General features: G+C 73.5%; 20 protein-coding genes and 1 pseudogene. 8 read left to right on the forward strand and 13 right to left on the reverse strand.

Annotated elements, in window-relative coordinates; translation table 11 throughout:
- Positions 1 to 76: 76 nt before the first annotated feature.
- Positions 77 to 1,351: a nicotinate phosphoribosyltransferase gene (locus AB0G01_RS11555; RefSeq protein WP_360942897.1), complete on the forward strand. Its 1,275-nt coding sequence runs from the start codon at positions 77 to 79 to the stop codon at positions 1,349 to 1,351.
- Positions 1,352 to 1,369: 18 nt separating this feature from the next.
- Positions 1,370 to 1,939, forward strand: a complete 570-nt coding sequence (locus AB0G01_RS11560) for an isochorismatase family protein (protein ID WP_360942900.1) — start codon at positions 1,370 to 1,372, stop codon at positions 1,937 to 1,939.
- Positions 1,940 to 1,985: 46 nt separating this feature from the next.
- Here AB0G01_RS11560 and AB0G01_RS11565 read toward each other — a convergent pair whose 3' ends face one another.
- From AB0G01_RS11565 to AB0G01_RS11575, 3 genes are all read right to left on the reverse strand, one after another.
- Positions 1,986 to 2,642, reverse strand: coding sequence for a hypothetical protein (locus AB0G01_RS11565; protein ID WP_360942903.1), 657 nt, complete (start codon positions 2,640 to 2,642; stop codon positions 1,986 to 1,988).
- Between the two features lie 131 nt (positions 2,643 to 2,773).
- The gene (gene wecB, locus AB0G01_RS11570) at positions 2,774 to 3,934 is read right to left on the reverse strand and encodes a UDP-N-acetylglucosamine 2-epimerase (non-hydrolyzing) (protein ID WP_360942906.1); all 1,161 of its coding nucleotides are present in this window, start codon (positions 3,932 to 3,934) and stop codon (positions 2,774 to 2,776) included.
- Between the two features lie 170 nt (positions 3,935 to 4,104).
- Positions 4,105 to 4,869, reverse strand: a complete 765-nt coding sequence (locus AB0G01_RS11575) for a choice-of-anchor P family protein (RefSeq protein WP_360942909.1) — start codon at positions 4,867 to 4,869, stop codon at positions 4,105 to 4,107.
- 557 nt (positions 4,870 to 5,426) lie between these two features.
- On the opposite strand from AB0G01_RS11575, the gene AB0G01_RS11580 reads away from it, so the two are divergent.
- Entirely contained in the window at positions 5,427 to 7,358 is a 1,932-nt protein-coding gene (locus tag AB0G01_RS11580; protein ID WP_360943317.1) for an ATP-dependent DNA helicase, read from the forward strand.
- Positions 7,359 to 7,477: 119 nt separating this feature from the next.
- On the opposite strand, the gene AB0G01_RS11585 is transcribed toward AB0G01_RS11580, so the two are convergent.
- From AB0G01_RS11585 to ctaD, 3 genes are all read right to left on the reverse strand, one after another.
- Positions 7,478 to 8,161 carry a peptidyl-tRNA hydrolase gene (locus AB0G01_RS11585; RefSeq protein ID WP_360943320.1) on the reverse strand — a complete coding sequence of 228 codons (684 nt, stop codon included), beginning with the start codon at positions 8,159 to 8,161 and terminating at the stop codon, positions 7,478 to 7,480.
- Between the two features lie 14 nt (positions 8,162 to 8,175).
- Positions 8,176 to 9,402, reverse strand: a complete 1,227-nt coding sequence (gene serB / locus AB0G01_RS11590; RefSeq protein ID WP_360942912.1) for a phosphoserine phosphatase SerB — start codon at positions 9,400 to 9,402, stop codon at positions 8,176 to 8,178.
- A gap of 79 nt (positions 9,403 to 9,481) precedes the next feature.
- Positions 9,482 to 11,269, reverse strand: a complete 1,788-nt coding sequence (gene ctaD, locus AB0G01_RS11595) for a cytochrome c oxidase subunit I (protein ID WP_360942915.1) — start codon at positions 11,267 to 11,269, stop codon at positions 9,482 to 9,484.
- 216 nt (positions 11,270 to 11,485) lie between these two features.
- Between ctaD and AB0G01_RS11600 the strand changes: the two genes are divergently transcribed.
- Positions 11,486 to 12,244 carry a phosphotransferase gene (locus tag AB0G01_RS11600; protein WP_360942917.1) on the forward strand — a complete coding sequence of 253 codons (759 nt, stop codon included), beginning with the start codon at positions 11,486 to 11,488 and terminating at the stop codon, positions 12,242 to 12,244.
- Positions 12,245 to 12,289: 45 nt separating this feature from the next.
- Positions 12,290 to 12,898 carry an HD domain-containing protein gene (locus tag AB0G01_RS11605; RefSeq protein WP_360942920.1) on the forward strand — a complete coding sequence of 203 codons (609 nt, stop codon included), beginning with the start codon at positions 12,290 to 12,292 and terminating at the stop codon, positions 12,896 to 12,898.
- Here AB0G01_RS11605 and AB0G01_RS11610 read toward each other — a convergent pair.
- The 5 genes from AB0G01_RS11610 to AB0G01_RS11630 are packed head-to-tail and all read right to left on the reverse strand — an operon-like array spanning position 12,882 to position 16,824.
- A complete protein-coding gene (locus AB0G01_RS11610) occupies positions 12,882 to 13,445 on the reverse strand; it encodes a cupin (RefSeq protein WP_360942923.1) in 564 nt (187 codons plus the stop codon). The two genes, AB0G01_RS11605 and AB0G01_RS11610, sit on opposite strands and share 17 nt — an antisense overlap.
- Positions 13,442 to 14,035, reverse strand: a complete 594-nt coding sequence (gene mtnB / locus AB0G01_RS11615; protein WP_360942926.1) for a methylthioribulose 1-phosphate dehydratase — start codon at positions 14,033 to 14,035, stop codon at positions 13,442 to 13,444. Before mtnB ends, AB0G01_RS11610 begins: the two co-directional genes overlap by 4 nt.
- Positions 14,032 to 14,697: an acireductone synthase gene (mtnC, locus tag AB0G01_RS11620; RefSeq protein WP_360942929.1), complete on the reverse strand. Its 666-nt coding sequence runs from the start codon at positions 14,695 to 14,697 to the stop codon at positions 14,032 to 14,034. Before mtnC ends, mtnB begins: the two co-directional genes overlap by 4 nt.
- Entirely contained in the window at positions 14,690 to 15,700 is a 1,011-nt protein-coding gene (locus AB0G01_RS11625) for a s-methyl-5-thioribose-1-phosphate isomerase (protein WP_360942932.1), read from the reverse strand. The genes mtnC and AB0G01_RS11625 overlap by 8 nt, the downstream gene beginning before the upstream one ends.
- Complete coding sequence (locus AB0G01_RS11630; RefSeq protein WP_360942935.1) at positions 15,700 to 16,824, reverse strand: acyl-CoA dehydrogenase family protein; 1,125 nt, start codon at positions 16,822 to 16,824, stop codon at positions 15,700 to 15,702. The genes AB0G01_RS11625 and AB0G01_RS11630 overlap by 1 nt, the downstream gene beginning before the upstream one ends.
- Positions 16,825 to 17,083: 259 nt before the next feature.
- Here AB0G01_RS11630 and AB0G01_RS11635 point away from each other — a divergent pair, with 259 nt between their 5' ends.
- Positions 17,084 to 17,875: a hypothetical protein gene (locus AB0G01_RS11635; protein WP_360942938.1), complete on the forward strand. Its 792-nt coding sequence runs from the start codon at positions 17,084 to 17,086 to the stop codon at positions 17,873 to 17,875.
- An 88-nt stretch (positions 17,876 to 17,963) separates the two neighbouring features.
- On the opposite strand, the pseudogene AB0G01_RS11640 reads toward AB0G01_RS11635, so the two are convergent.
- Positions 17,964 to 19,684: pseudogene (locus AB0G01_RS11640) on the reverse strand (family 20 glycosylhydrolase).
- A 219-nt stretch (positions 19,685 to 19,903) separates the two neighbouring features.
- Here AB0G01_RS11640 and AB0G01_RS11645 point away from each other — a divergent pair.
- Positions 19,904 to 21,157 carry a glycosyltransferase gene (locus AB0G01_RS11645; protein WP_360942941.1) on the forward strand — a complete coding sequence of 418 codons (1,254 nt, stop codon included), beginning with the start codon at positions 19,904 to 19,906 and terminating at the stop codon, positions 21,155 to 21,157.
- A gap of 182 nt (positions 21,158 to 21,339) precedes the next feature.
- On the opposite strand, the gene AB0G01_RS11650 is transcribed toward AB0G01_RS11645, so the two are convergent.
- Positions 21,340 to 21,561 (reverse strand): hypothetical protein, encoded by a 222-nt coding sequence (locus tag AB0G01_RS11650; RefSeq protein WP_360942944.1) that lies wholly within the window; start codon positions 21,559 to 21,561, stop codon positions 21,340 to 21,342.
- 88 nt (positions 21,562 to 21,649) lie between these two features.
- Here AB0G01_RS11650 and AB0G01_RS11655 point away from each other — a divergent pair, with 88 nt between their 5' ends.
- Positions 21,650 to 22,489, forward strand: coding sequence for a helix-turn-helix transcriptional regulator (locus AB0G01_RS11655; protein ID WP_360942947.1), 840 nt, complete (start codon positions 21,650 to 21,652; stop codon positions 22,487 to 22,489).
- Positions 22,490 to 22,491: the final 2 nt, after the last annotated feature.

The raw sequence follows: 22,491 nt of genomic DNA on the forward strand, positions 1-22,491 counted from the left end.
CATGTTCCGCTGGGTGGTGGAGCCCATAGGGCCACCTCCTGCGCGAACGCCCCCGGCGAGCCTAGGCTCTGACCTCATGTCGACGTCGCTGTTCACGGACCACTACGAGTTGACGATGCTGGCCGCGGCGCTGCGCGACGGCACCGCCGGGCGTCCGTGCGTGTTCGAGGTGTTCGCCCGCCGGCTGCCCGAGGGCAGGCGCTACGGCGTGGTCGCGGGCACCGGCCGGTTGCTGGACGCGATCGAGGCGTTCCGATTCGGCGGGCCCGAGCTGGAGCTGCTGGAGCGCGGCGGGGTGGTGGACGACGCCACCCTCGGGTGGCTGGCCGACTACCGGTTCACCGGTGACGTCGACGGCTACCCGGAGGGCGAGCTGTACTTCCCGGGTTCGCCGGTCCTGTCCGTGCGCGCCTCGTTCGGCGTGGGTGTGGTGCTGGAGACGCTGGCCCTGTCGATCCTCAACCACGACAGCGCGATCGCGTCCGCCGCGGCCCGCATGGCCGGCGCGGCGAACGGCCGGCGGATGATCGAGATGGGGTCGCGCCGGACGCACGAGGAGGCCGCCGTCGCGTCGGCGCGCGCCGCGTACCTGGCCGGGTTCACCGCGACGTCGAACCTGGAGGCGGCCCGCCGGCACGGCATCCCGACCGCCGGGACGTGCGCGCACGCCTTCACCCTGCTGCACGACAGCGAAGAGGAGGCGTTCCGGGCCCAGGTGGACGCGCTGGGCGCGGGCACCACCCTGCTGGTGGACACCTACGACATCACCGCGGGCATCAAGACCGCCGTCGACGTGGCCGGGCCGGAGCTGGGCGCGGTGCGGATCGACTCCGGTGACCTGGGCGTGCTGGCGCGGCAGGCGCGCGACCAGTTGGACGCGCTGGGCGCGAAGAACACCCGGATCGTGGTGTCGGGCGACTTGGACGAGTACGCGATCGCCGCGCTGCGCGCCGAGCCCGTGGACGCGTACGGCGTGGGCACGTCGGTGGTCACCGGTTCCGGCGCGCCGACCGCCGGCATGGTCTACAAGCTGGTCGAGGTCGACGGCCGGCCGGTCGCGAAGCGCAGTTCCCACAAGGAGTCCCGCGGTGGGCGCAAGAACGCGCTGCGGCGGCACAAGGACACCGGGACGGCGTTGGAAGAGGTCGTGTTCCCGCACGCGACGACGCCGGAGCTCGGCCCCGACGACCGGGTGCTGCCGGTGCCGCTGGTGCGCGGCGGGCAGCGCGTCGACGGGCTGGACACCCTCGCGGAGAGCCGGGAACGGCTGCGCGCCGCGCTGGTGAGCGTGCCGTGGGAGGGCCTGAAGCTGTCCCGCGGCGAGCCCGCGATCCCGACGACGTTCCTCTAGGTTGCAGGAGGTGTGCGCATGAGCAGGGCGCTGATCGTGGTGGACGTCCAGAACGACTTCTGCGAGGGCGGTTCGCTCGCGGTGGCGGGCGGCGCGGCGCTGGCGGCGGCGATCTCGTCGCACGTCGCGGCGGGCGGCTACGACCACGTGGTGGCGACCCGGGACTACCACGTGGACCCGGGCGGCCACTTCAGCACGACGCCGGACTTCGTGGACTCGTGGCCGGTGCACTGCGTCGCCGGCACGGCCGGGGCGTCGTTCCACCCGGAGCTGGACGTGACCGCCGTCGAGGCGGTGTTCTCCAAGGGCGCTTACGCGGCGGCCTACTCGGGGTTCGAGGGCGCGTCGGGCGGCGGCGAGCCGCTGGCGGACTGGTTGCGGGAGCGCGGGGTCGACCAGGTGGACGTGGTGGGGATCGCCACCGACCACTGCGTCCGCGCGACCGCGCTCGACGCCGCGTCGGCGGGGTTCGCCACCACCGTGCTGCTCGGTCTCACGGCGGGGGTCGCGCGGGCGACCGTGGACACCGCGCTGGACGACCTGCGCGGGGCGGGCGTGGCCCTGGACGGGTCGCCGCACGTCGGCTGACGGGCGGCACCCCGGCCCCGCTGCGACGGCGGGGCCGGGTGCGCGCTCACGGGGTCGGCGAGCAGGACGCCGAGCCGACCACGACCTCGCCGGCGACACCGGACGCCTCGGTGAAGCGGAGGTGGATGAGGTTCACCGTCAGGCTGCCGTCGTTCGGGTCGGGCAGCAGGACTTCGCTGAACACGGCCACGGCCAGCACCGCGCCGGTCGCGCTCGTCACCTCGTGCCGGTAATCGGTCGGGATGTCCCTGGGCAGTCCCGGGAACCCGCTCAGGGCCTCCAGCTCCCAGCCGACCGCGGTGCCGTGCTCCCGGCCGGTGCAGGAGACCTGCCACCGGCCGACCTTGAGCAGGGGCCCGCCCGCCGCCCGCAGCGCCGACAGCTCGAACTCGGCACCGCCGGCGGTCGACCGGGTCTCGGTGGTGCCGTGCGGGGGGTCGACCGCGGTGGTCTCGCAGGTGGACCTGCCCGCGCCGAACCGGATGCCCGTGTCGGACACCGGGCTGGACGTCGCCGTCGTGGGTCCGCCGACCGAGCAGGGCGCGAGCGCGGGCACGACGACGTGCCGCCCGGCCCCGGTGAAGTCGGCCGATCCGGCGGACGCGACGCCCGGCGGGGTGGCCGCCCGCGCGGGCGTGCCGACCAGGCAGAGCGCCAGCGCCGCGGCCACCGCACCGACCCGGCGCGCGAGGGAGTGCTTCATGGGATGCCCTTCTCGAATTGCTGTCCCGTGGAATAGTCGATCGGTTCGGCGCGTATTCCGACCCGCGAGGCGACATGTCACCCTGGGGCGAAAATTGACCACCTGATCGAGTGGCCGATCACCGGGAGCGATCAGAGGGGAATGCGCACCGGCAGCGCCGAACCGAACAGCGCGGGCAGTCCGACGAGCCGTTCCAGCGCGCCGCGCACCCGGATCGCGGCCCGGCCGTCGCCGAACGGGTTGCGGCCGGGCGGCAGCCGCAGCCGGGACCCGAGCACCCAGCCGGCCTCGGCCAGGATGCGCGTGGTGTCGGTGCCGACCAGCCACGCGCAGCCGGCGTCCACGGCCGCCACCCGCTCGGTGGACGACCGCAGCACCAGCACCGGCACGCCGAACGTCGGTGCCTCCTCCTGGAGGCCGCCGGAGTCGGTGAGCACGAGGGCGGCCCGGCGCAGGGCGCGCACCAGATCGGGGTAGTCCAGGGGTTCGCCGACCACGATCCGAGCGTGACCGGCCAGCACCTCCCGGACCGTCGAGCGCACCACCGGGTTCGGGTGCACGGGCAGCAGCACCCGCACGTCGGGGTGCCGGTCGACCAGCGCCCGCACGGCGTGCAGCACGCGTTCCAGCGGCGCGCCCCAGGACTCCCGGCGGTGCACGGTCACCAGCACCAGCCGGTCGCCGGTCGCGTCCAGGTCCGCCTCCAGCGCGGCCAGCGCGGGGTCGCGCACCGGGAGGTCGGCGGCGGCCACCCGGCGCACCGCGTCCACCACCGTGTTGCCGGTGACCACGATCTCGGCGGCCGGCAGCGCCTCCCCCACCAGCGCCGTGGCCGCGTCGTCGGTGGGCGCGAGGTGCAGCGCGGCGATCCGGGAGATCATCTGCCGGGTGCCCTCCTCGGGGAACGGGCCGGCCAGGTCGCCGGTGCGCAGCCCGGCTTCCAGGTGCGCCACCGGGACACCGCGCCAGAACGCCGCCAGCGCACCGGCCAGCGCGGTCGTGGTGTCGCCCTGGACCAGCACCACGGCCGGGTCGCGCACCCGCAGCACCCGGTCGAGCGCGGGCACCAGCGCGGACAGCAGTTCGGCCTGGGTGCCGGTGGGCCGCGAGGTGTCCAGCACGACGTCGGGCTTGAGGTCGAACGCGCCCAGCGCCTGTTCCACCACGCCCTCGTGCTGTCCACTGTGGACGATCACCGGGCGGAGCACCGGGTGGTCGGCCAGGGCCAGCGCCACCGGGGCGATCTTGACCGCCTCGGGACGGGTGCCGGCGAGCAGCAGGACTTCCTTCACATCGCTCCTTGGTCGCAGGGGGACGCCGGTGCGGGTGCGGGGCCGGGCACCGGCGGGAAAGCGGTTACCGCCGCGAGCCCACGCCCGTGCCGACGGCGGCCCCAGAGCCCGGGATTCCAGAGCCCGGAGTTCCAGAGCCCGGAGTTCCGGAGCCGGGGGCCTCGGCCACGTCAGACCGCCGGGTTCGCGCGCCGGAGGTGCAGCGCGACCACGGCGGCCGGGACGGCGAACAGCGCGATCATGACCGACCCGAGCCACAGGCCCGCGCCGGCGGCCGGCGCGATCGGCGGGCGGGCGGGGCCGCACGTCGCCGAGGACAGCACCACGTCACCGGTGCCGATCGAGCCGAGCACGCCGCCGACCAGCGTCACGCGCACGGCGTTGACGGTCAGGCCGCCGTCCGGGTTGACGACCTGCTCGTTGAACACGATCCGGGCGATGTCCGCGCCGAGCAGCTCGACGCCGACCGCGGTGTTCGGCGCGGGCTCGGCGGCGACGTCGCCGAGCCGCCCGGGGTCCAGCCCGACCAGCTCGGTGGTGCCGCCGACGCCCTCCCGGGTGGCCGTGCACCCGGCCTCGACCGCCGTGGCGGTGATCCCGCCGGTCACCGACGACAGCAGGTCGAGGCGCACGTCCGAGGTGCTCGCCCGGGACCGGACCCCGCCCGTGTCGTCGTCCCGCGACGCGGAGGTGTCGACCACCCCCGTCGTGAGCAGGTCCGGCAGGTCCACGCCCGCGAACGCGGTGCCCGTCGACCCGTGCGCGTTCGCGGCGGCGAAGGGCCCGGCCGCGATCGCGTCGTCGCCCAGCAGCGACAAGCCGACCTCCGCGCCGTACGCGGAGGCGTCGCCGGGTGCCGCCGGGGCGGGTGCGGCACCGATCAGGAGGGCCGCGACGGCGGCCAGTGCGGCGAAGCCCGTCGTTCGCACACGCATGGAGCTCCTTCCTCACGGGTTCAGGCACGGTGGTCGAGCAATTTCCCCTATCGGCGTTCCTCCCGAAGGATTAAAGGTTGCTGACCGTAAAGGGGGATGCGCTCCACTCGAAGCGCCCAACTGCGCCCACTCACAGTCGGCCCGTCCGTCGAAGGTGCCTCACTTCTTCACCCGATCCGGCAATGCGGACGGCCGCTTTGAGGGCCGATGACCTCCGGGTAGCCCTAGTGGGCGGCCCCCGGTCGGATGACCGGAGTTCTGCGGTGGCGGGTGCGGTGCCTCGGACCGAACCTCTCGATCGGGCGAGCCCGTGCCGCGCGAGCAGCTCCACCGGTACTCGCGGACGGCGCGCGACGCGCGACCGCACTCCCCGGTGCACCGGGGAGGTCGTGGGCGAGTCGCCGGCGGACTCGGCCGGCGGATGCCGGCCGAGTTCTGAGGCCACCGCCGGGTACCGTCTCCCCGTGCCGTCCACCACCGCCATCCCCGACACCAGAACCCTGCTCGCCGTGGCCGTCGAGGCGGTGGGGGGAGCCGAGCGCGAGGGCCAGGTGGACATGGCCGAGGCGGTCGAGCGCGCCATCCGGACCGGCGAGCACCTCGCCGTGCAGGCCGGCACCGGCACCGGCAAGTCCCTGGCCTACCTGGTGCCCGCGATCCGGCACGCGGTGGCCGCCGAGACCACCGTCGTCATCTCGACCGCGACCATCGCGCTGCAACGCCAACTGGTGGACCGCGACCTGCCGCGCCTGGCGAAGGCGCTGCGCGGGGAGCTGGGTCGCGAGCTCCGGTTCGCGATCCTCAAGGGCCGCCGCAACTACCTGTGCCTGCACCGGGTGCACACCGGAGCGCCGGACGAGCCGGAGGAGGCGGGCCTGTTCGACCCGTTCACGGTGTCCCGGCTGGGCCGCGAGGTGAAGCGGCTGCACGAGTGGTCCTCCGACACCGAGACCGGTGACCGCGACGAGCTGGTGCCGGGCGTGACCGACCAGTCGTGGCGGCAGGTCTCGGTGACCGCCCGCGAGTGCCTGGGCGTGGCGAAGTGCCCGGTCGGCACGGACTGCTTCGCCGAGCGGGCGCGCGCCGAGGCGGGCCGGGCGGACGTCGTGGTGACCAACCACGCGATGCTCGCCGTGGACGCGCTGGAGGGCTACCAGGTCCTGCCCGACCACGACGTGGTGGTGATCGACGAGGCGCACGACCTGGTGGACCGCATCACCTCCGTGGCCACCGAGGAGCTCAGCGCGTCGCTGGTGGCCACCGCCGCGCGGCGCTGCGGCCGGCTCGTCGACCAGGACGTGGCCGACCGGATCGCCGAGGCCGGCGACGGCCTGGCGATGCTGCTGGAGGACGCGCCGGTCGGTCGGCTGGACGCGCTGCCGCCGGCGCTCGCCGGCGCGCTGCGGGCGGTCAAGGACGCCTCGCACGCCTGCATCAGCTCGCTCGGGCCGGAGCGCAAGGAGGACGTCGACGGCGCGACCTCCCGCAAGCTCGCGCGGTCGCTGCTGGACGACGTGCACGACTGCGCCGCACGGATTCTGACCGCGTTCGACGACGACCACGACGTGGTCTGGGTGTCCGGCGACTTCGCCGACCGGAGCAAGGCCCAGTCGCTGCGCGTCGCGCCGCTGGGCGTCGGCGGGCTGCTGCGCGAGCGGCTGTTCGGCAAGCGCACCACCATCCTCACCTCCGCGACGCTCACCCTGGGCGGCACGTTCGACACGCTGGCCCGGCAGTGGGGCCTGCCGGCGGCGTCCGGCGCGACGAAGGCCGAGGGCGCGGCGAGCGACAAGGAGGTGCCGTCCGACCTCGGGGTGCCGCGCTGGTCCGGGCTCGACGTCGGCTCGCCGTTCGAGCACGGCAGCAGCGGAATCCTCTACGTGGCCCGGCACCTGCCCCCGCCGGGGCGCGACGGCCTGCCACCGTCCTACGTGGACGAGCTGGAGGGCCTGGTGAACGCGGCGGGCGGGCGGACGCTGGGGCTGTTCTCCTCGATGCGGGCGGCGAAGGCGGCGGCCGAGGCGTTGCGCGGCAAGCTCGACCACCCGGTGCTGTGCCAGGGCGACGACGCCACCGGGCAACTGGTGAAGCGGTTCGCCGAGGACACCAGGACGTGCCTGTTCGGCACGCTGTCGCTGTGGCAGGGCGTGGACGTGCCGGGGCCGGCGCTGCAACTCGTGGTGATGGACCGGATTCCGTTCCCGCGCCCCGACGACCCGTTGGCCTCGGCGCGGCAGAAGGCCGTGGAATCGCGGGGCGGCAACGGGTTCCTGACCGTGGCGGCGACCCACGCGGCGCTGCTGCTGGCGCAGGGCGCGGGCCGGCTGCTGCGCTCGATGAGCGACAAGGGCGTGGTGGCGATCCTCGACCCGCGCCTGGCCACGGCCCGCTACGGCGGCTTCCTGCGCGCGTCCCTGCCGCCGTTCTGGACCACCTACGACCCGGAGGTCGTCCGCGCCGCCCTCAAGCGCCTGGACGCCGCGAACTAGGTCCTCGCGCGGGGACCCTCCCGTGGGGTGCCCGGCGTCCGGCGTGGGGGTGGGGCGCTCCGGTCGCCCCGGTCACCGGGATCGCCCTCACCGCGACGCCACGGGCGGGGCAGGTCGGATCACGTCCGGTACGCCGCGACGGTCGCGGTCCCCGGGTCGACCTCGGTGTAGCCGGCGTCCCGCACCACCACGACACCCGGGCGGGCCAGCAGCGCGTCCCACTCGGCCGGGGACGGCGTGCGCACCGCGCACCGGTAGTCCAACGCCGCCCACTCCCCCAGCTCCTCCTCGGACAGCGTGGGTGCCAGCAGCATCGACGCGTGCCCGACCTGGGCCGCCGCCTTGCCCGCCGTCATCCCCACCCTCGGGTTCAGCCACAGCAGGCGCGCGCCCGCCGGCACCGGGCCCGGCTCGTCCACGGGCAGCTCGCTGCCCGAGATCTGCAACCGGGACAGCTCCTTCGGCACGTCCACCACCCGCGACGGCACGAACGCCCGCACCTCGGCCCGGCCCACGGTCAGCGTCACCCCGGGCAGCGCCCGCACGGCCTCCCAGTGCGCGCCGCGAGCCCGCCGCGTCACCTTCCTGATCCGCCCGCGCACCCACGCCACCACGTCGTCGTGCCACTCGCCACCGGGCTCGGCCCGGGGGTCGAGGCAGACCGCGACCGCCGCAGCGGCGGCGGCCTCCAGCACGTCCGTGCGGCACGGCGGGTCCGCCCGCTCGATCCGCAGCACCACAGGCATCGCCCGCACCGACTCCGGGTCCTCCTCGTCGGTCGCGTGGTGCCGGTCCACCAACATCCGCAGGATCTCGTTCACAGCCGCTCCAGGTCCAGCCCGTCGGCCGCGTCCGCCGCCTCGACCTCGGCCCGCGTCACGCCCAGCACGAACAGCACGGCGTCCAGGAACGGGTGCGACAGCGCGGTGTCGGCCACCTCCCGCAGCGCCGGCTTGGCGTTGAACGCGATGCCCAGACCGGCCGCGCCCAGCATGTCGATGTCGTTGGCCCCGTCGCCGACCGCGACGGTCTGCCCCAGCGGCACGCCCTCCTGCTCGGCGAACCGGCGCAGCGCCACCGCCTTGCCGGGCCGGTCCACGATCTCGCCGAGCACGCGCCCGGTCAGCTTCCCGTCCACGACCTCCAGCTCGTTGGCCGCGCAGAAGTCCAACCCGAGGTCGTCCACCAGCGACCGGATGACCCGGGTGAACCCGCCGGACACCACGCCGCAGCGGAACCCGAGCCGCTTCAACGTCCGCACGGTGGTCCGCGCGCCGGCCGTGAGCTCCAGCGACCCGGCGACCTCGTCCAGCACCGACTCGTCGAGGCCCGCCAGCAGCTCCACCCGGCGGCGCAGCGACTCGGCGAAGTCCAGCTCCCCGCGCATCGCCGCCTCGGTGATCTCCTTCACCCGGGGCTCCACGCCCACGTGCGCGGCCAGCATCTCGATCACCTCGCCCTGGATCAGGGTCGAGTCCACGTCGAACACCACCAGCCGCTTGGCCCGCCGGGTCAGGCCCGCGCGCTCTACCGCGATGTCCAGGTCGACCCGCACGGACACCTCGGCCAGCGCCTCGCGCAGCGCCGAGTCCGCCTCCGTCGTGTCCGCCGCGACCGAGACCCGCAGCTCCAGCCCGGTGACGGGGTAGTCGGCGATGCCGCGGATCGCGTCGATGTTCACGCCCAGCGACGCCAGCCTGCGCGCCACCTCGGTGAACGCCCGCGCGGTGACCGGCCGGCCGAGCAGGATCACCACGTGGGTGGACTCCAGCCGCGCGGTGCGCTTGCCGTCCGCGCCGATCTCCACCTCGACCTGCATGGACACCGTGGCCATGGCCTGCTCCACGGACTCCTGCAACCCCTCCGGGTCGTGGCCGGCGGCGACCAGCACGCCGAGCACCAGCCGACCCCGGATGACGACCTGCTCGACGTCGAGGACGTCCACGCCGTGCCTGGCCAGGACGGCGAACAGCACGGAGGACACCCCCGGTTTGTCCGGGCCGGTGACGGTGATCAGGACAGGCGTCGCGCTCGGCTTGCTCACTGGTGGCTCCTCTGCCAGACAGCGACGAGCCCCGACGACCAGGCGGTCGTCGGGGCTCGTCGTCGAACCTGCGCCCAGGTTACTTGTGGTCGTGCTCGGTGCCCTCGGACGCCGTGCCCGACTGCACGGCCTGGCCGGCCGCCTCGAACAGCGTCGGGGTGGCCTTCTCGTGCGGGATGGACTTGCCGGTGAACGTGACGTGCGCTTCGTCGTGCATGCGCTCGACCATGTGCGGGTAGTGCAGCTCGAACGCCGGGCGGGCGGAGCGGATGCGGGGCAGCTCGGTGAAGTTGTGCCGGGGCGGCGGGCAGGAGGTCGCCCACTCCAGCGAGTTGCCGAAGCCCCACGGGTCGTCCACGTGCACGGTCTCGCCGTAGCGGTAGGACTTGAACACGTTCCAGATGAACGGCAGCGTGGACGCGCCGAGGATGTACGCGCCGATCGTGGAGATCGTGTTGAGCGTGGTGAAGCCGTCGGACGGGAGGTAGTCCGCGTACCGGCGCGGCATGCCCTCGTTGCCCAGCCAGTGCTGCACCAGGAACGTCGCGTGGAAGCCCAGGAACGTGGTCCAGAAGTGCAGCTTGCCCAGCGGCTCGTCCAGCATCCGGCCGGTGATCTTCGGGAACCAGAAGTAGATGCCGGCGAACGTGGCGAACACGATCGTGCCGTAGAGCACGTAGTGGAAGTGCGCGACGACGAAGTAGGTGTCCGACACGTGGAAGTCGATGGCCGGTGCCGCGAGCAGCACGCCGGACAGACCGCCGAAGAGGAAGGTGACGATGAAGCCGATGCTGAACAGCATCGGTGTCTCGAACGTCAACTGCCCCTTCCACATCGTGCCGATCCAGTTGAAGAACTTGATGCCGGTCGGCACCGCGATCAGGAACGTCATGAACGCGAAGAACGGCAGCAGCACCGCGCCCGTGGCGTACATGTGGTGCGCCCACACGGCCACCGACAGCGCCGCGATGCCCAGCGTCGCGTAGACCAGGCCGTTGTAGCCGAAGATCGGCTTGCGGCTGAACACCGGGAAGATCTCGCTCACGATGCCGAAGAACGGCAAGGCGACGATGTAGACCTCCGGGTGCCCGAAGAACCAGAAGAGGTGCTGCCACAGGATCACGCCGCCGTTGGCGGGGTCGAACACGTGGGCACCGAGGTGCCGGTCGGCCAGCAGGCCCAGCAGCGCGGCGGTCAGGATCGGGAACGCCAGCAGCACCAGCACGGAGGTGACCAGGATGTTCCAGGTGAAGATCGGCATCCGGAACATCGTCATGCCGGGCGCGCGCAGGCAGACCACGGTGGTGATCATGTTGACCGCGCCGAGGATCGTGCCCAGACCGCCCACGACCAGACCGGTGATCCACAGGTCCGCGCCCGCACCGGGCGAGTGGATGGCGTTGGACAGCGGCGTGTAGGCGAACCAACCGAAGTCGGCCGCGCCACCGGGCGTGATGAAGCCCGCCATCACGATGAGGCCGCCGAACAGGTACAGCCAGTACGAGAACGCGTTCAGGCGCGGGAACGCCACGTCCGGGGAGCCGATCTGGAGCGGCAGCACGAAGTTCGCGAAGCCGAACACGATCGGGGTGGCGTAGAGCAGCAGCATCACCGTGCCGTGCATGGTGAAGAGCTGGTTGAACTGCTCCTGGCTGAGGAACTGCATACCCGGCCGGGCCAGCTCGGTCCTCATCAGCATGGCCATCGCGCCGCCCACCATGAAGAAGGCGAACGAGGTGACCAGGTACATGATCCCGATCTGCTTGTGGTCCGTGGTGCGGAACATCCGCAGCAGGAACGAACCCTTGACCGCGTCGCGAGTCCCGAAGGGCCGCGTAGCGATCGGCTGCGGGGCTACGGCCGTCACGGTGCCTCCTGCTCTGTCCTGGTTCTGGCGTGACCGAACGGCTGACCACTCGGCTCTCCGGATCGTAGACGCCGCTGTTTCGACCGGCGCGTCTGGGCCGTCCCCGGATCAAGCACCGTCGCGCAGCTCACAGTGCCCGATGACGGCGCGTGCGATCACCCGGACGTGGGGTAATTCGCTGGGCGGCGGGCGTGCGGTGCGGCGAACATGCTGGTCATGGGGACGGCGTTGGGAGCGGTGCGGGCGGTGGCCGGACGACTGGGCCTGCCCGTCGACGACGTCGAGGTGCTCCGGGACGACAGCAACCTGCTGGTCCACCTGCGGCCGGCCCCCGTCGTGGCCCGGGTGGGGGCGGTCACGGCGGCGGTGCGCGGCGACGTGTTCGGGCACTTCGCGCGGGCCGACGCGGTGAGCCGGTTCCTGGCCGGGCGCGGGGTGCCGGTGGTCGAGCCGGTGGCGTCGCCGGTCCGGGAGGGCGGCTGGGTGGTGGCGCTCGCGGCACACGTCCCGCATTCGCCCGAGTGGACGCCCGATTCCCCGGCTTTCGCCCTCATGCTGCGTGAACTTCATCGGGAGCTGGCACATTTCACCGGAGAACTTCCGGCGCGGGGCCCTGTCGACGACATCGACGCCGTGCTGACGATGCTGGGCCGGCCGGACGACCTGGTGGCGGAGCGGGACGCCCTGGTGGCCGCCTGGCCCGACCAGCCGGTCCAGGCGCTGCACGGCGACGCGCACCCGCACAACGTGCTGGCCACCGCGAACGGCCCGGTGTGGAACGACTTCGAGGACACCTGGCGCGGGCCGGTCGGGTGGGACGTGGCGTGCGCGGCCGGCAGCAGGCTGCTCGACCGGGCGGCCGTGGCCCGCGCCTACCCCGCCGACCTGCTCGACCACTGGCTCGGTGCCCGACGGCTGCTGGTCCGCTGCTGGCGCGCCGCCACCGACCTGCACCGGGCCCGATCCGGGGTCTGACCGGCTCCGACGCGGGCGCGGGTCGGCCGCCGTAGGGTGGGCCGCGTGCTGGAGGCGTTGTGGGACAAGGCGGTCGGGGTGCTGGGCGGGCGGCCGGGCACGGCGGGTGACCTGGCGGCCCGGTACGCCGAAGCGCATCGCGGCTACCACAACGCCGAGCACGCGCTGGCCGTCGTGCGGGACGTCGAGCTGCTCGCGGCCCACCGCTCGCCGACCGACCGCGCGGTGCTGGTCCTGGCCGCGCTGGCGCACGACGTGGTCTACGACGGCAGGCCCGGCGACGACGAGCGGGCCAGCGCGGCGTGGGTGGTCGAGCGGCTCACCGCCGCCGGGGTGCCCGCGCGACCGGTCGCCGACCTCGTGCTGGCCACCGCCGACCACCTCGCCGGCGACGAGCTCACGGCGTTGTTGGTGGACGCCGACCTCGCCGTCCTGGGCGCGGACGCCGAGCGGTACGAGCGCTACCGGCGGGCCGTGCGCCGGGAGTACGCCCACGTGCCCGACGAGGCGTGGCGGCACGGCCGCGCGCGGGTGCTCCGCGGCCTGCTGGAGCGCGACCCGCTCTACGCCACGGCCCCGGCGCGCGACCGCTGGGAGGCGCGGGCCAGGACCAACCTGGCCGCCGAGCTGGACTCGCTCAGCGACCGGCCGTGATCGCGTCGAACGTGGGGAACGACCGGGCGATCGGACTCCCGGTGAAGTTGCCCACCCAGCCGTCGTCGTCGTGGAAGAACCGGATCGACACGTAGTCCGGCCGGGTGCCCATGTCGAACCAGTGGGTGGTGTTCGCCGGCACGCTCAGCAGGTCGCCCGCCTCGCACAGCACGGCGTGCACCCGCCCCCGCAGGTGCAGGTAGAACACGCCCGAGCCACGGGCGAAGAACCGGTCCTCGTCGTCGTCGTGGGTGTGCTCGGCGAGGAACTTGGCCCGCGCCTCGCCCGCCTTCGCCACCCACCCGGGGTCGTCGGACGGGGTCATCTCCATGGCGTCGACCAGGACGTAGCCCTCGGTCCCGGTCACCCGCTCGACCTGCGCGGCGTAGGCCTCCAGCGCGTTCCGCGCGGTCACCCCGGGCAGGACGGGCCACTGCTCGTACCGCACGCCCAGCCGGCCGAGCTCCTCGGCGACCTCGGCCGGGTCCGACGTGCGCACCAGCACGGTCCCGGGCCCGGTGTCCGGCCACACGGTCAGCAACGTCATCGCGGGTCCCCCCTCGTCTCCACCTCGAAGCGCACCAGCCACTCCAGGCACTCCAGCCGGTGCCGCGCCTGGTACAGGTCGGCACCCCACACGTACACCCCGTGCCGGGCCACGATCAAGGCCGGCACGTCCGCGCGGTACCCGGCCTCGAACGCGTCGCCGAGCACCGCCATGTCCTGGTCGTTGGGCACCACGGGCACCACGACGACGTCGTCGTGCGCCCGCCGGCCGAAGCCCTTGAGCATCTCCAGGTCGCGCAGCTCCACGCCACCGGGCCAGTGCTCGGCGGCCACGACGGGCGCGAGCGCGTGCACGTGGACCACCGCGCCCGCGCCGGACACCGCCGCGATCCGGCCGTGCAGCCCGGCTTCGGCCGACGGCACCTTCACCGGGTCGTCGGTGCGCCCCTCGGCGTCGACCAGCACCACGTCGTCGGCGGTGAGCTCGCCCTTGTCGCGCCCGCTGACCGTGACCGCGAGCCGCAGCGGGTCGCGGTCGACCACCACGGACAGGTTGCCGGACGTGCCGCGCATCCAGCCCATCGCGGCGTACCGGGCGCACTCGGCGGCCAGGGCCGCACCGGGTGTCACAGCGCGCTCACCGTCCGGTGTGGACTGAAGTCGGCGTCGGCGTGGGGCTCGCCGGGGCGGGCCACGCCGACGGTCCGCCACCCGGCCTCGGCGGCGGCGTGCAGCTCGGCCGGGACGTCGGAGTAGAAGGTGATGTCGTCCGAGCCGAGCACGGCGGCGATCGCGCGGTACGACGGCGCTTCCCGCTTCGGGCCCGCGTTCACCGTGTCGAAGTGGTGCTCGAACAGGCCGCGCAGGTCGCCGTCGGTGGTGTGGCCGAAGAACGCCACCTGCCCGGCCACCGAGCCGGACGAGAACACGGCCAGCTTGACCCCGTTCTCGTGCCACTCGCGCAGCGCCGGCACGACGTCCGGGAAGAACTCGGCCACCAGGTCGCCCTCGGCGTACCCGCGCTGCCAGACGAGGCCCTGCAACGTCTTGAGCGGGGTGACCTTCTCGTCGTCGTCCATCCAGCCGTGCAGGACCCGGGTCAGCGACTCGGTGTCCTCGTCCACACCGGACAGCTCGCGGATCTGCCGGACCGCCTCCACGACGGCGGGGTCGTCGCGGTGGTCGTCGATCCACGGCCCGAGCCGGGGCCGGGCGTAGTCGTAGAGCACGACCAGCACCTGGTCGGTCGCGGACAGCGTGCCCTCGATGTCGAGCACGACCCATTCAGTCATGGACTTCCTCGCCGTCGTAGTACTCGTGCAGGCGGTCGGGAGCGTACGCGCCGCGGTCGGTGACCACGGACGACACGAACCTCGGCGGTGTCACGTCGAACGCCGGGTACCAGCCCTTCACCCGGTCGTCGGCGGTGCGCCGGCCCAGCGCGTGCAGCACCTCGTCGCCGGAGCGGAACTCGATCGGCACGTCGGTCGCGGTCGGCGCGAGCCGGTCCGGGGCCTGCACCATGGCCAGGAACGGCACGGCGAACGCGGACGCCGCGACGGCCAGCCCCAGCGTGCCGATCTTGTTGACCACGTGCCCGTCCATGGTGACCCGGTCGGCGGCGGTCAGCAGCACGTCGACCTCGCCCGCCTGGAACGCCGCCGCGCCCGTGCCGTCGGTGATCACCGTGGTGTCGACGCCCATCTCGACCAGCGTCCCGGCGGTCAGCCGCGCGCCCTGGAGGTACGGCCGGGTTTCGGTGCAGAAGTACCGCAGCCGCTTGCCGAGCGCGCCCGCCGCCTTGACCGCCTCGATCAGGTACAGGTCCGCCCAGCAGTGCGTGAGCACCGTGCCCTCGGCGGGCAGCAACCGCGCGGTGTGCTCCCCCAGCGCCCGGCTCCGGCTGCGGTACCGCTCGTCGCCGGCCACCGCGCCCGCGAACGCGCCCTCTTCCAGGTCGTCGGCCGCGTCCACGCCCGCGAGCACGGCGGCGACCGCCTTGCGCAGGTGGTTGTTGGTGCGGCGGGTCTCCACCAGGAGCCGCCCGACCCGCTCCAGGTGGGCGCGGCCCTCGGCGCGGGACAGGCCGCGAGCCTCCCGGGCGGCCAGCACCATGCCCCACAGCGCCGCGAAGTACGGGCCGGACGACTGGGTGACCATGTCCCGGATGGCGGTGGCCACGTCGTCCGTCGTCGCGCAGCGCACCCAGTTCCGCCGGAACGGGAAGTCGCGGCGGTCCAGGACGTGCACGCCGTCGTCGGCGAGCCGGACGCTGTGCGCGAGGACCGGCTCCATCAGCTATACCCGGTGAACGGGGCCCGCTCGCCGGTCAGGAAGTACGCGCCGAGCTCGCGGGCCTTGTACGACACCGGGTCGTGCAGGGTGAGCGTGCGGGCGTTGCGCCAGAACCGGTCGAAGGCGTGGCCGGCGGCGGTGGCGCGCGCCCCGCACAGCTCGAAGACCCGGCTGGTGGTCTGGTTCGCGACCCTGGTGGACACGACCTTGGCGGACGAGACCAGCGCCGCCACCGAGGCCCGCCGCTCGGCGGTCAGGTCCGCGCCCCGGTCGCTCGCCCCGCCCAGCGCGTTCGCCGCGTGGTCGGCCAGCAGCCCGGCGGCCTCCACGTCGGCGACCAGTTCGCCGTAGGCGGCCAGGACGTAGGGGTCGGCGGTGGCGGTGTCGACGCCGGAGAGGAACCACGGCCGGCTGGTGCTCCGGGTGTACCGGGCGGCCTCGGCCAGCGCGCCCTCGGCCAGCGCCACGTACACCTGGGCGAGCACGGCCTGGAAGCCGAGCGCGGCCAGCGACTGGCGGGGGCTGGTCTCGTCGTGGGTGCCGAGCACCCGTTCGGCGGGCACGAACACCTCGTCGAACACCACACCGCCGCTGGCGGTGAGCCGTTGGCCGATGTTGTCCCAGTCACCCGCGTAGGTGATGCCGTCCGCGCGGGCGTCGAGCGTGAAGGTGACCTTCCGGCCGGTGTCCGCGCGGGTGGCGCTGACCACCAGCCGGTCCGCGACGGACGCGCCGGTGGCGAACGTCTTGCGCCCGCTGACCGTGAACCCGTCGTCGGTGGGCGTGAGCCGCAGCGCGGCGTCCAGCGGGTTGCTGACGCCGGCCCAGAACAGGTCGGCGTCCTCCTCGACCACGGGGCCGTCGAACAGCTCGCGCCGCCAGACCTGGAGGTAGTGGTACCCGAGCAGGTGCCCGACGTTCGCGTCGGCCGCCCCGACCACCCGGGTCACCGCCTGCCGGGTGCCCCAGTCGGTGATCGCCAGCAGCCCGGACCGCCGCAGCGCGTCGACCTCGGCCACCGGTTCGGCCCCCGCCCGGTCCCGCTGGGCGGCGTCGACCCGCAGCCCGGTGGCGACCTCCTCGGCGACGGTCAGCCACTTCCGCCGACCATCGGTGCTCGTCATCCAACAGCCTCCACGCTCGCTCACGGCCCGGTCCGCCGAGCGTAATCGCCCGCCGGACGGGAGCGTTGAGCGTTCCGCCACATGAGAGGGCGCGAGGCCACGGCGAACCGGCTCGTCGCACCGGGCGGCACCCGGGGGGGCGCGGTGCGGTCGCGGGTGCCCGCCGGGCGGGTGGTCCGCCACCGCGCTCGACCTCCGCTGACCGGCCCACCCCTTCGTCTACGGTGTGCGGGCCCGCACACCGTAGGGGAGCCCTCCGATGGACCTGTCCCGCAGATCGTCCCGCGACACGACCGCCGTCGCGTCGCGGAGGACGGCCGCGCCGAGCCCCCACCGGACGTCCGCGCCGCACCTGCTGGAAGCCGAGCAGCTCGTCGGCTACCTGTCGCTGCCCACGTGCCCGCTGGCCAACAACACCTACAAGGAGCAGCACCAGCCCAACGTCGTGCGGTGGGGTTCGCCGGGCGACGCGTCGACGTGGTTCAACCAGAGCCAGTGCGCGTCGTTCCAGACCGCCGTGCTCAAGCGGACCTACCGGTGGGCCACCGGGAAGTTCTTCCGCACCCACTTCGGGACGGCCAGCCCGTTCGCCCGGGACTACCGGGCGGCCTTCGCGCGGGGCGGCATCCCGCACTTCCGGGGGGTGCGCGGACCGGCCGACCTGCGCCCCGGCGACCTCGTCGCCATCGAGTACCTCAACGACCGGGGCACCAACACCGGGCACGTCGTCATGGTGCGGTCGTCGCGCGGGGTCTACACCGCGCCGGTGGCGAGCCTGAACTTCCCCGGCGAGACCCAGTACGCGATCGAGGTCGTGGACTGCACGTCCGAGCCGCACGGCCTGCACGGCGTCGGCGGCTACGCCGCGTTCCCGGACAGCCGGATCTTCAACGCCACCGCCGGGACCACGGGTGCGGGCTTCGGGCACATGATGTTCTACGCCTCCGACGAGACCGGCGGGTTCACCCGGTACCGGTGGAGCGTCAACACGTCGTCCGGCGGGATCCACCCGATCGACCGGCGACCGGTGTCGGCGGCCCGGATCGGGTGAGCCGGGCCGCGTGAGTGCCGATCCACGTCCGATCCACGTCCGGTGCGCGGACCGGGAGGCGTGACGGGCACGCCTCCCGGAGCGCGGCCTAGGCGCGCTGCCAGAGGGCCGGGACGTTGGTCGGTTCCCAGCCCGGCTGCGAGGTGTGCGGTTGGCGGCACCGGTACGTGCTGCCGTTGAACACGACCTGGGCGTCGGTCGCGTAGTCGACCCACGGTGCCCACGAACCCGAGGGCGCGGTGGTGGTCGTCGTGTGGTTCGTGAGGTCGGTCGTCGTCGGTCCCCCGTTGTCCCAGGGCACCTGGGTCGAGCGGTAGAAGCCGATGCCCAGCGCGGTCCAGCGCGGGGCCTGCGCGCCGAGCCGGAGCTTGAACGCGTCCCAGTCGTGCGTTGACCACGGCGACCAGCCCAGCTCGGCGATCGCCGCGAGCCTCGGCAGCGCCATGAAGTCGATGTGCGCGGGCGTCACGATCGTCTCCGTCCACAGTGGAGCCTCGACGCCCCGGACGGCCGACTCCGGCACCCCGGTCAGATGCGTGCCCGGGTTCCAGTCGTAGGCGTCCCGCACCTCGATCATCCCGGCCCAGCTCAGCCCGAGCGGCGTGCTGGAGTTGTACTTCATGTCCAGGTACGCCTTGTTGGCCGGGGACATGAGCACCTTCGCACCGCGCGCGGCGGCGGCCTGGACGACGGCGTTGGACGTCGTGGTGCCCCAGTACTGCGGCACGGCCGTGGTGTCGGTGGTGGTCTTGACGAACTCGTGCCAGCCCATGGACTTCTTGCCGTACTTGGCCACCAGCGGCAGGACCTTGCCCATGAACGTCCGGTAGTCCTGGTCGGTGGTGGCGTTGGCCTCGTCGCCGCCGATGTGGAAGTACGGCCCGGGGGTGAGCTCGGCGATCTCCCGGATCACGTCCTCGACGAACTTGTAGGTGATGTCCTTGCCGACGCACAGGGAGCTGTAGCCGACCGCGATGTCCGTGCGCAGGCCGGGCGCGACGCCGTTGCAGTTGAGCTCGGCGTAGGACGCCAGCGCCGCGTTGGTGTGGCCGGGCAGGTCGACTTCGGGGATCACGGTGATGTGCCGCGCCGCCGCGTACGCCACGATCTCCTGGTACTGGGCCTTGGTGTAGTACCCGCCGGGCCCGCCGCCGACCTGCGTGCTGCCGCCGTGGGTCGTGAGCCGGGGCCAGCTCTCCACGGCGATCCGCCAGCCCTGGTCGTCGGTGAGGTGCAGGTGGAAGTAGTTGACCTTGTAGAGGGCGAGCTGGTCGAGGTACCGCTTGACCGTGGCCACCGGGGGAAGTGCCGCGCCACGTCGAGCATCGCGCCCCGGTGGGTGAACCGGGGGTGGTCGGTGACGGTCGCGCCGGGCACCGTCCACGGCCCGGCCTGCGGGGTGCCGCTCTCCACCTTGCCGGGCAGCAGTTGGCGCAGGGTCTGCACGCCGGCGAACAGCCCGGCGGCGGTGGCGGCGCGGAGGGTGATCGCGGCCGTGGTGACGGTGAGCTGGTAGCCCTGGTCGCCGACGGTCGGGGGCGCGCCGCCGATCAGCAGGGCGATGCCGTCGGCGGGCGTGCCGGTGGTGTCCTCGACCGGGAACGGGTAGCCGGTGGCCGGCCGGAGCAGGCCGGCCAGGTGGTCGCCGACGGCGTGCGCCGACGCGGTGGTGTAGATCTTGGTGGTGGTGCCGAGCGCGTGGGCCGCGCCGGGCACCGCTTGCACGGAGACCGGGACCGGGACGATGCTCCGCAGCGGTTCCGCCGCGTTGGCGGGCGTCGGGGCCGTGCTCGCGTTCCAGACGACGATCGCGCCGAGCAGCAGCACCAGGACGGCGAGCGCGCGTGCCACCCTTGCTTGGAGTTTCACCGTGGGACCTCCTCGGGCAGACGGCGGCCGGCCGGGCGTCAAGCGTGAACACCCCGGCGAGATCAAGTCAATGGGTCTAGACCACTCGGCGCTGTCGCCCTTCGGGGACGGCCGGAAACCGGATGGCCCGGCCGGTCCCCGGCCGGCAGGGTGTCGCCGGTGCGCTTCCTGTTCACCTGCGTCGGCGGGCCCGGTCACCTCAACCCGCTGCTGCCGATCTCCCGCGCGGTCGCCGACGCCGGCCACACCGTGCTGTGGGCGACGTCCGACGCGCTGCGCGGCCTGGTCGAACGCGCGGGCTTCCCCTTCCACCGCTTGGGCGCGGTGGCCGGCACCACCACGTCCCGCGAGCGGACACCACTCGTGGCACCGGATCGCGAGGTGTCCGACTCCGAGGTGCGCGAGAACTTCGCGCGGCGGGGGACGCGCGCCCGGCTCCCGCTCGTCCAACCGCTCGTGGACGACTGGCGGCCGGACGTGGTCGTGTGCGACGAGTTCGACTTCGCGTCCGTCATCGCCGCCGAACGGCGGGGCATCCCGCACGCGACCGTCCTGGTGACCGCCGCCGGCACCCAGCTCCGCCCGGAGGTCGTCGCCGGGCCGCTGGGCGAGATCCGGGCCGAACTCGGTCTGCCGGCCGACCCGGACCTGCTCGCGCCGGCGCGCTACCTGCGGCTCTCGCCGTTCCCGCCCTCCTTCCGCGCCCCGGATTCCCGGCTGCACAACACGGACCACGACATCCGGCCGCCGATCCCCGACGCGGTCCCGCGCGCCGCCCGGCCGTCGGTCTACTTCACGCTGGGCACGGAGTTCGGCCCGGAATCCGGCGACCTGGTCGAACGGGTGCTCGCCGGGGTGCGCGACCTGCCCGTCGACGTGCTCGCGACCGTGGGCCGGCACCTCGACCCGGCCGGGTTCGGACCGCAGCCCGCGCACGTCCGGATCGAGCGGTACGTGGCGCAGGACGAGGTCCTGTCGCGGTGTGCCGCGGTCGTGTCGCACGGCGGGTCGGGCACGGTGCTGGGCGCGCTCGCCCACGGCCTCCCCCACCTGGTCCTGCCCCTCGGCGCGGACCAGCCGGCCAACGCCGAGCGCTGCGCGGAACTGGGCGCGGGCCTGACCCTCGACGCCGCCACGGCGACGCCCGACGACGTCCGCACGGCGGTGGCGCGCCTGCTCGCCGAGCCGGCCTTCCGCCGGGCCGCCGAACGCCTGCGCGCCGAACTGGCCGCGCTGCCCGGCCCGGAGCACGCCGCCGCCCTGCTCGACCGGCTCGGCCGGACCGGACGACCGGACTACGCGTGGGTCGCGGTGTCCTGCCCGGACGAGGACGACCCGGCCCCGCCCGCGTCCTGGCACGCCCGCCGACGACGGGAACCCGGTTCGCCCTGCCGGTGCGCGCCCGGCGGGTGACCGGATCGGGTGGTCGGTGGCCGACGTGGTAATGCGGAGATCGACGATCCGGGCCTCTCCGAATCAGCGCGGCGGATTCGCCGGGGACCGGCTCCGGGCGGGCGCGACCCGATTCCGCCGGGTGTGCCCGGATTCGGCGCACCCGTCGCCCGAGGCGTTCCCGCCGGTGCCCGGGGAATTATTCAGCGGCCGGTCTCGGCCCGGATTTCGTGCAGGCCCTCGGTGAGCTTGTCGATGAGCCGGGTGACCGCCTCCTCGCCCAGGGCCAACGAGACCCCCTGCACCAGACCGATGCCGGAGGAACCGCTGTTGCGTCCTATCGACAATTCCAGGGCGCGGTCCGCGTAGAGCTCGTAGGAGATGGCCGCATCGGCCGGCACGTCCATGAGGGTGGTCAGATTCATGCCGGCAGAATAAACCCGATACGTTTATCGGCGACATCGCTCGATTGAGTGACGCGAGCTTTTTCGGAGCCCCGCTACTGTTTGCCCCATGTTTGAGCTCGCCGCGCCCACGGCACTCCAGTGGTTGATCGGTGTCGAACTCGCGCGTTACCGCAACGAGGCCGGCTTCTCCCTGACCCAGCTCGCCGCCGCGTGCGGGATCGGCAAGCCGAAGCTGAGCCACCTGGAGACCGGCAGGACGACGCAGTTCCCCGGCGACCTCCGGCGCATCCTGACCGCCTGCCGGGTCGACCGCGAGGACGTCGCCCGGATGATCCAGCTCACGACGCGGGCGCACGAAGCCTCCTGGCTCGGCGCGTGGACCGATGTCGTCTCGGACTGGCTGCGCACCATGGTCGGCCTGGAGTCCCTGGCCCGCCGCGAGTTCGTCTTCGAGCCGATCGTGCTGCCGGGCCTGGTGCAGACCTCGGCCTACGCGAGCGCGGTGACCGACGCCGCCACCCGGGTCTCCCCGGACGTCGCGAGCCGCCTGGTGGAGTTCCGGATGAGCCGACACCGCCTGCTGCACAAGGAGAACCCGCTGGAACTGCACGCGGTGGTCAACCTCCAGGCGCTCCACCTGCGCGTCGGCGACCGGGAGCTGATGAACGAGCAGTACCGCCACCTGGTGGCGCTCGGCGCGCTGCCCGACGTGACCTTGCAGGTGCTGCTGCCCGAAGCCGGCCCGCACGCCGCCACCACCGGCCAGTTCATGCTGCTGGAGTTCGAGGACGCCCGCCCGATCGTCTACGTGGAGATCCAGGACGCGGGGGTGTTCGTGGGGGAGGCAGGGCGTGTTCGAAGCTATACGCTGAGTACGCACAACCTGGAACGGATCGCCCTCTCCCCCGCCGAGAGCGCGGCCCTGATCGGATCGCTGATCACCTAGGA

The organism is Actinosynnema sp. NPDC023587, from assembly GCF_040640215.1.
Classification (GTDB): Bacteria; Actinomycetota; Actinomycetes; order Mycobacteriales; family Pseudonocardiaceae; genus Actinosynnema.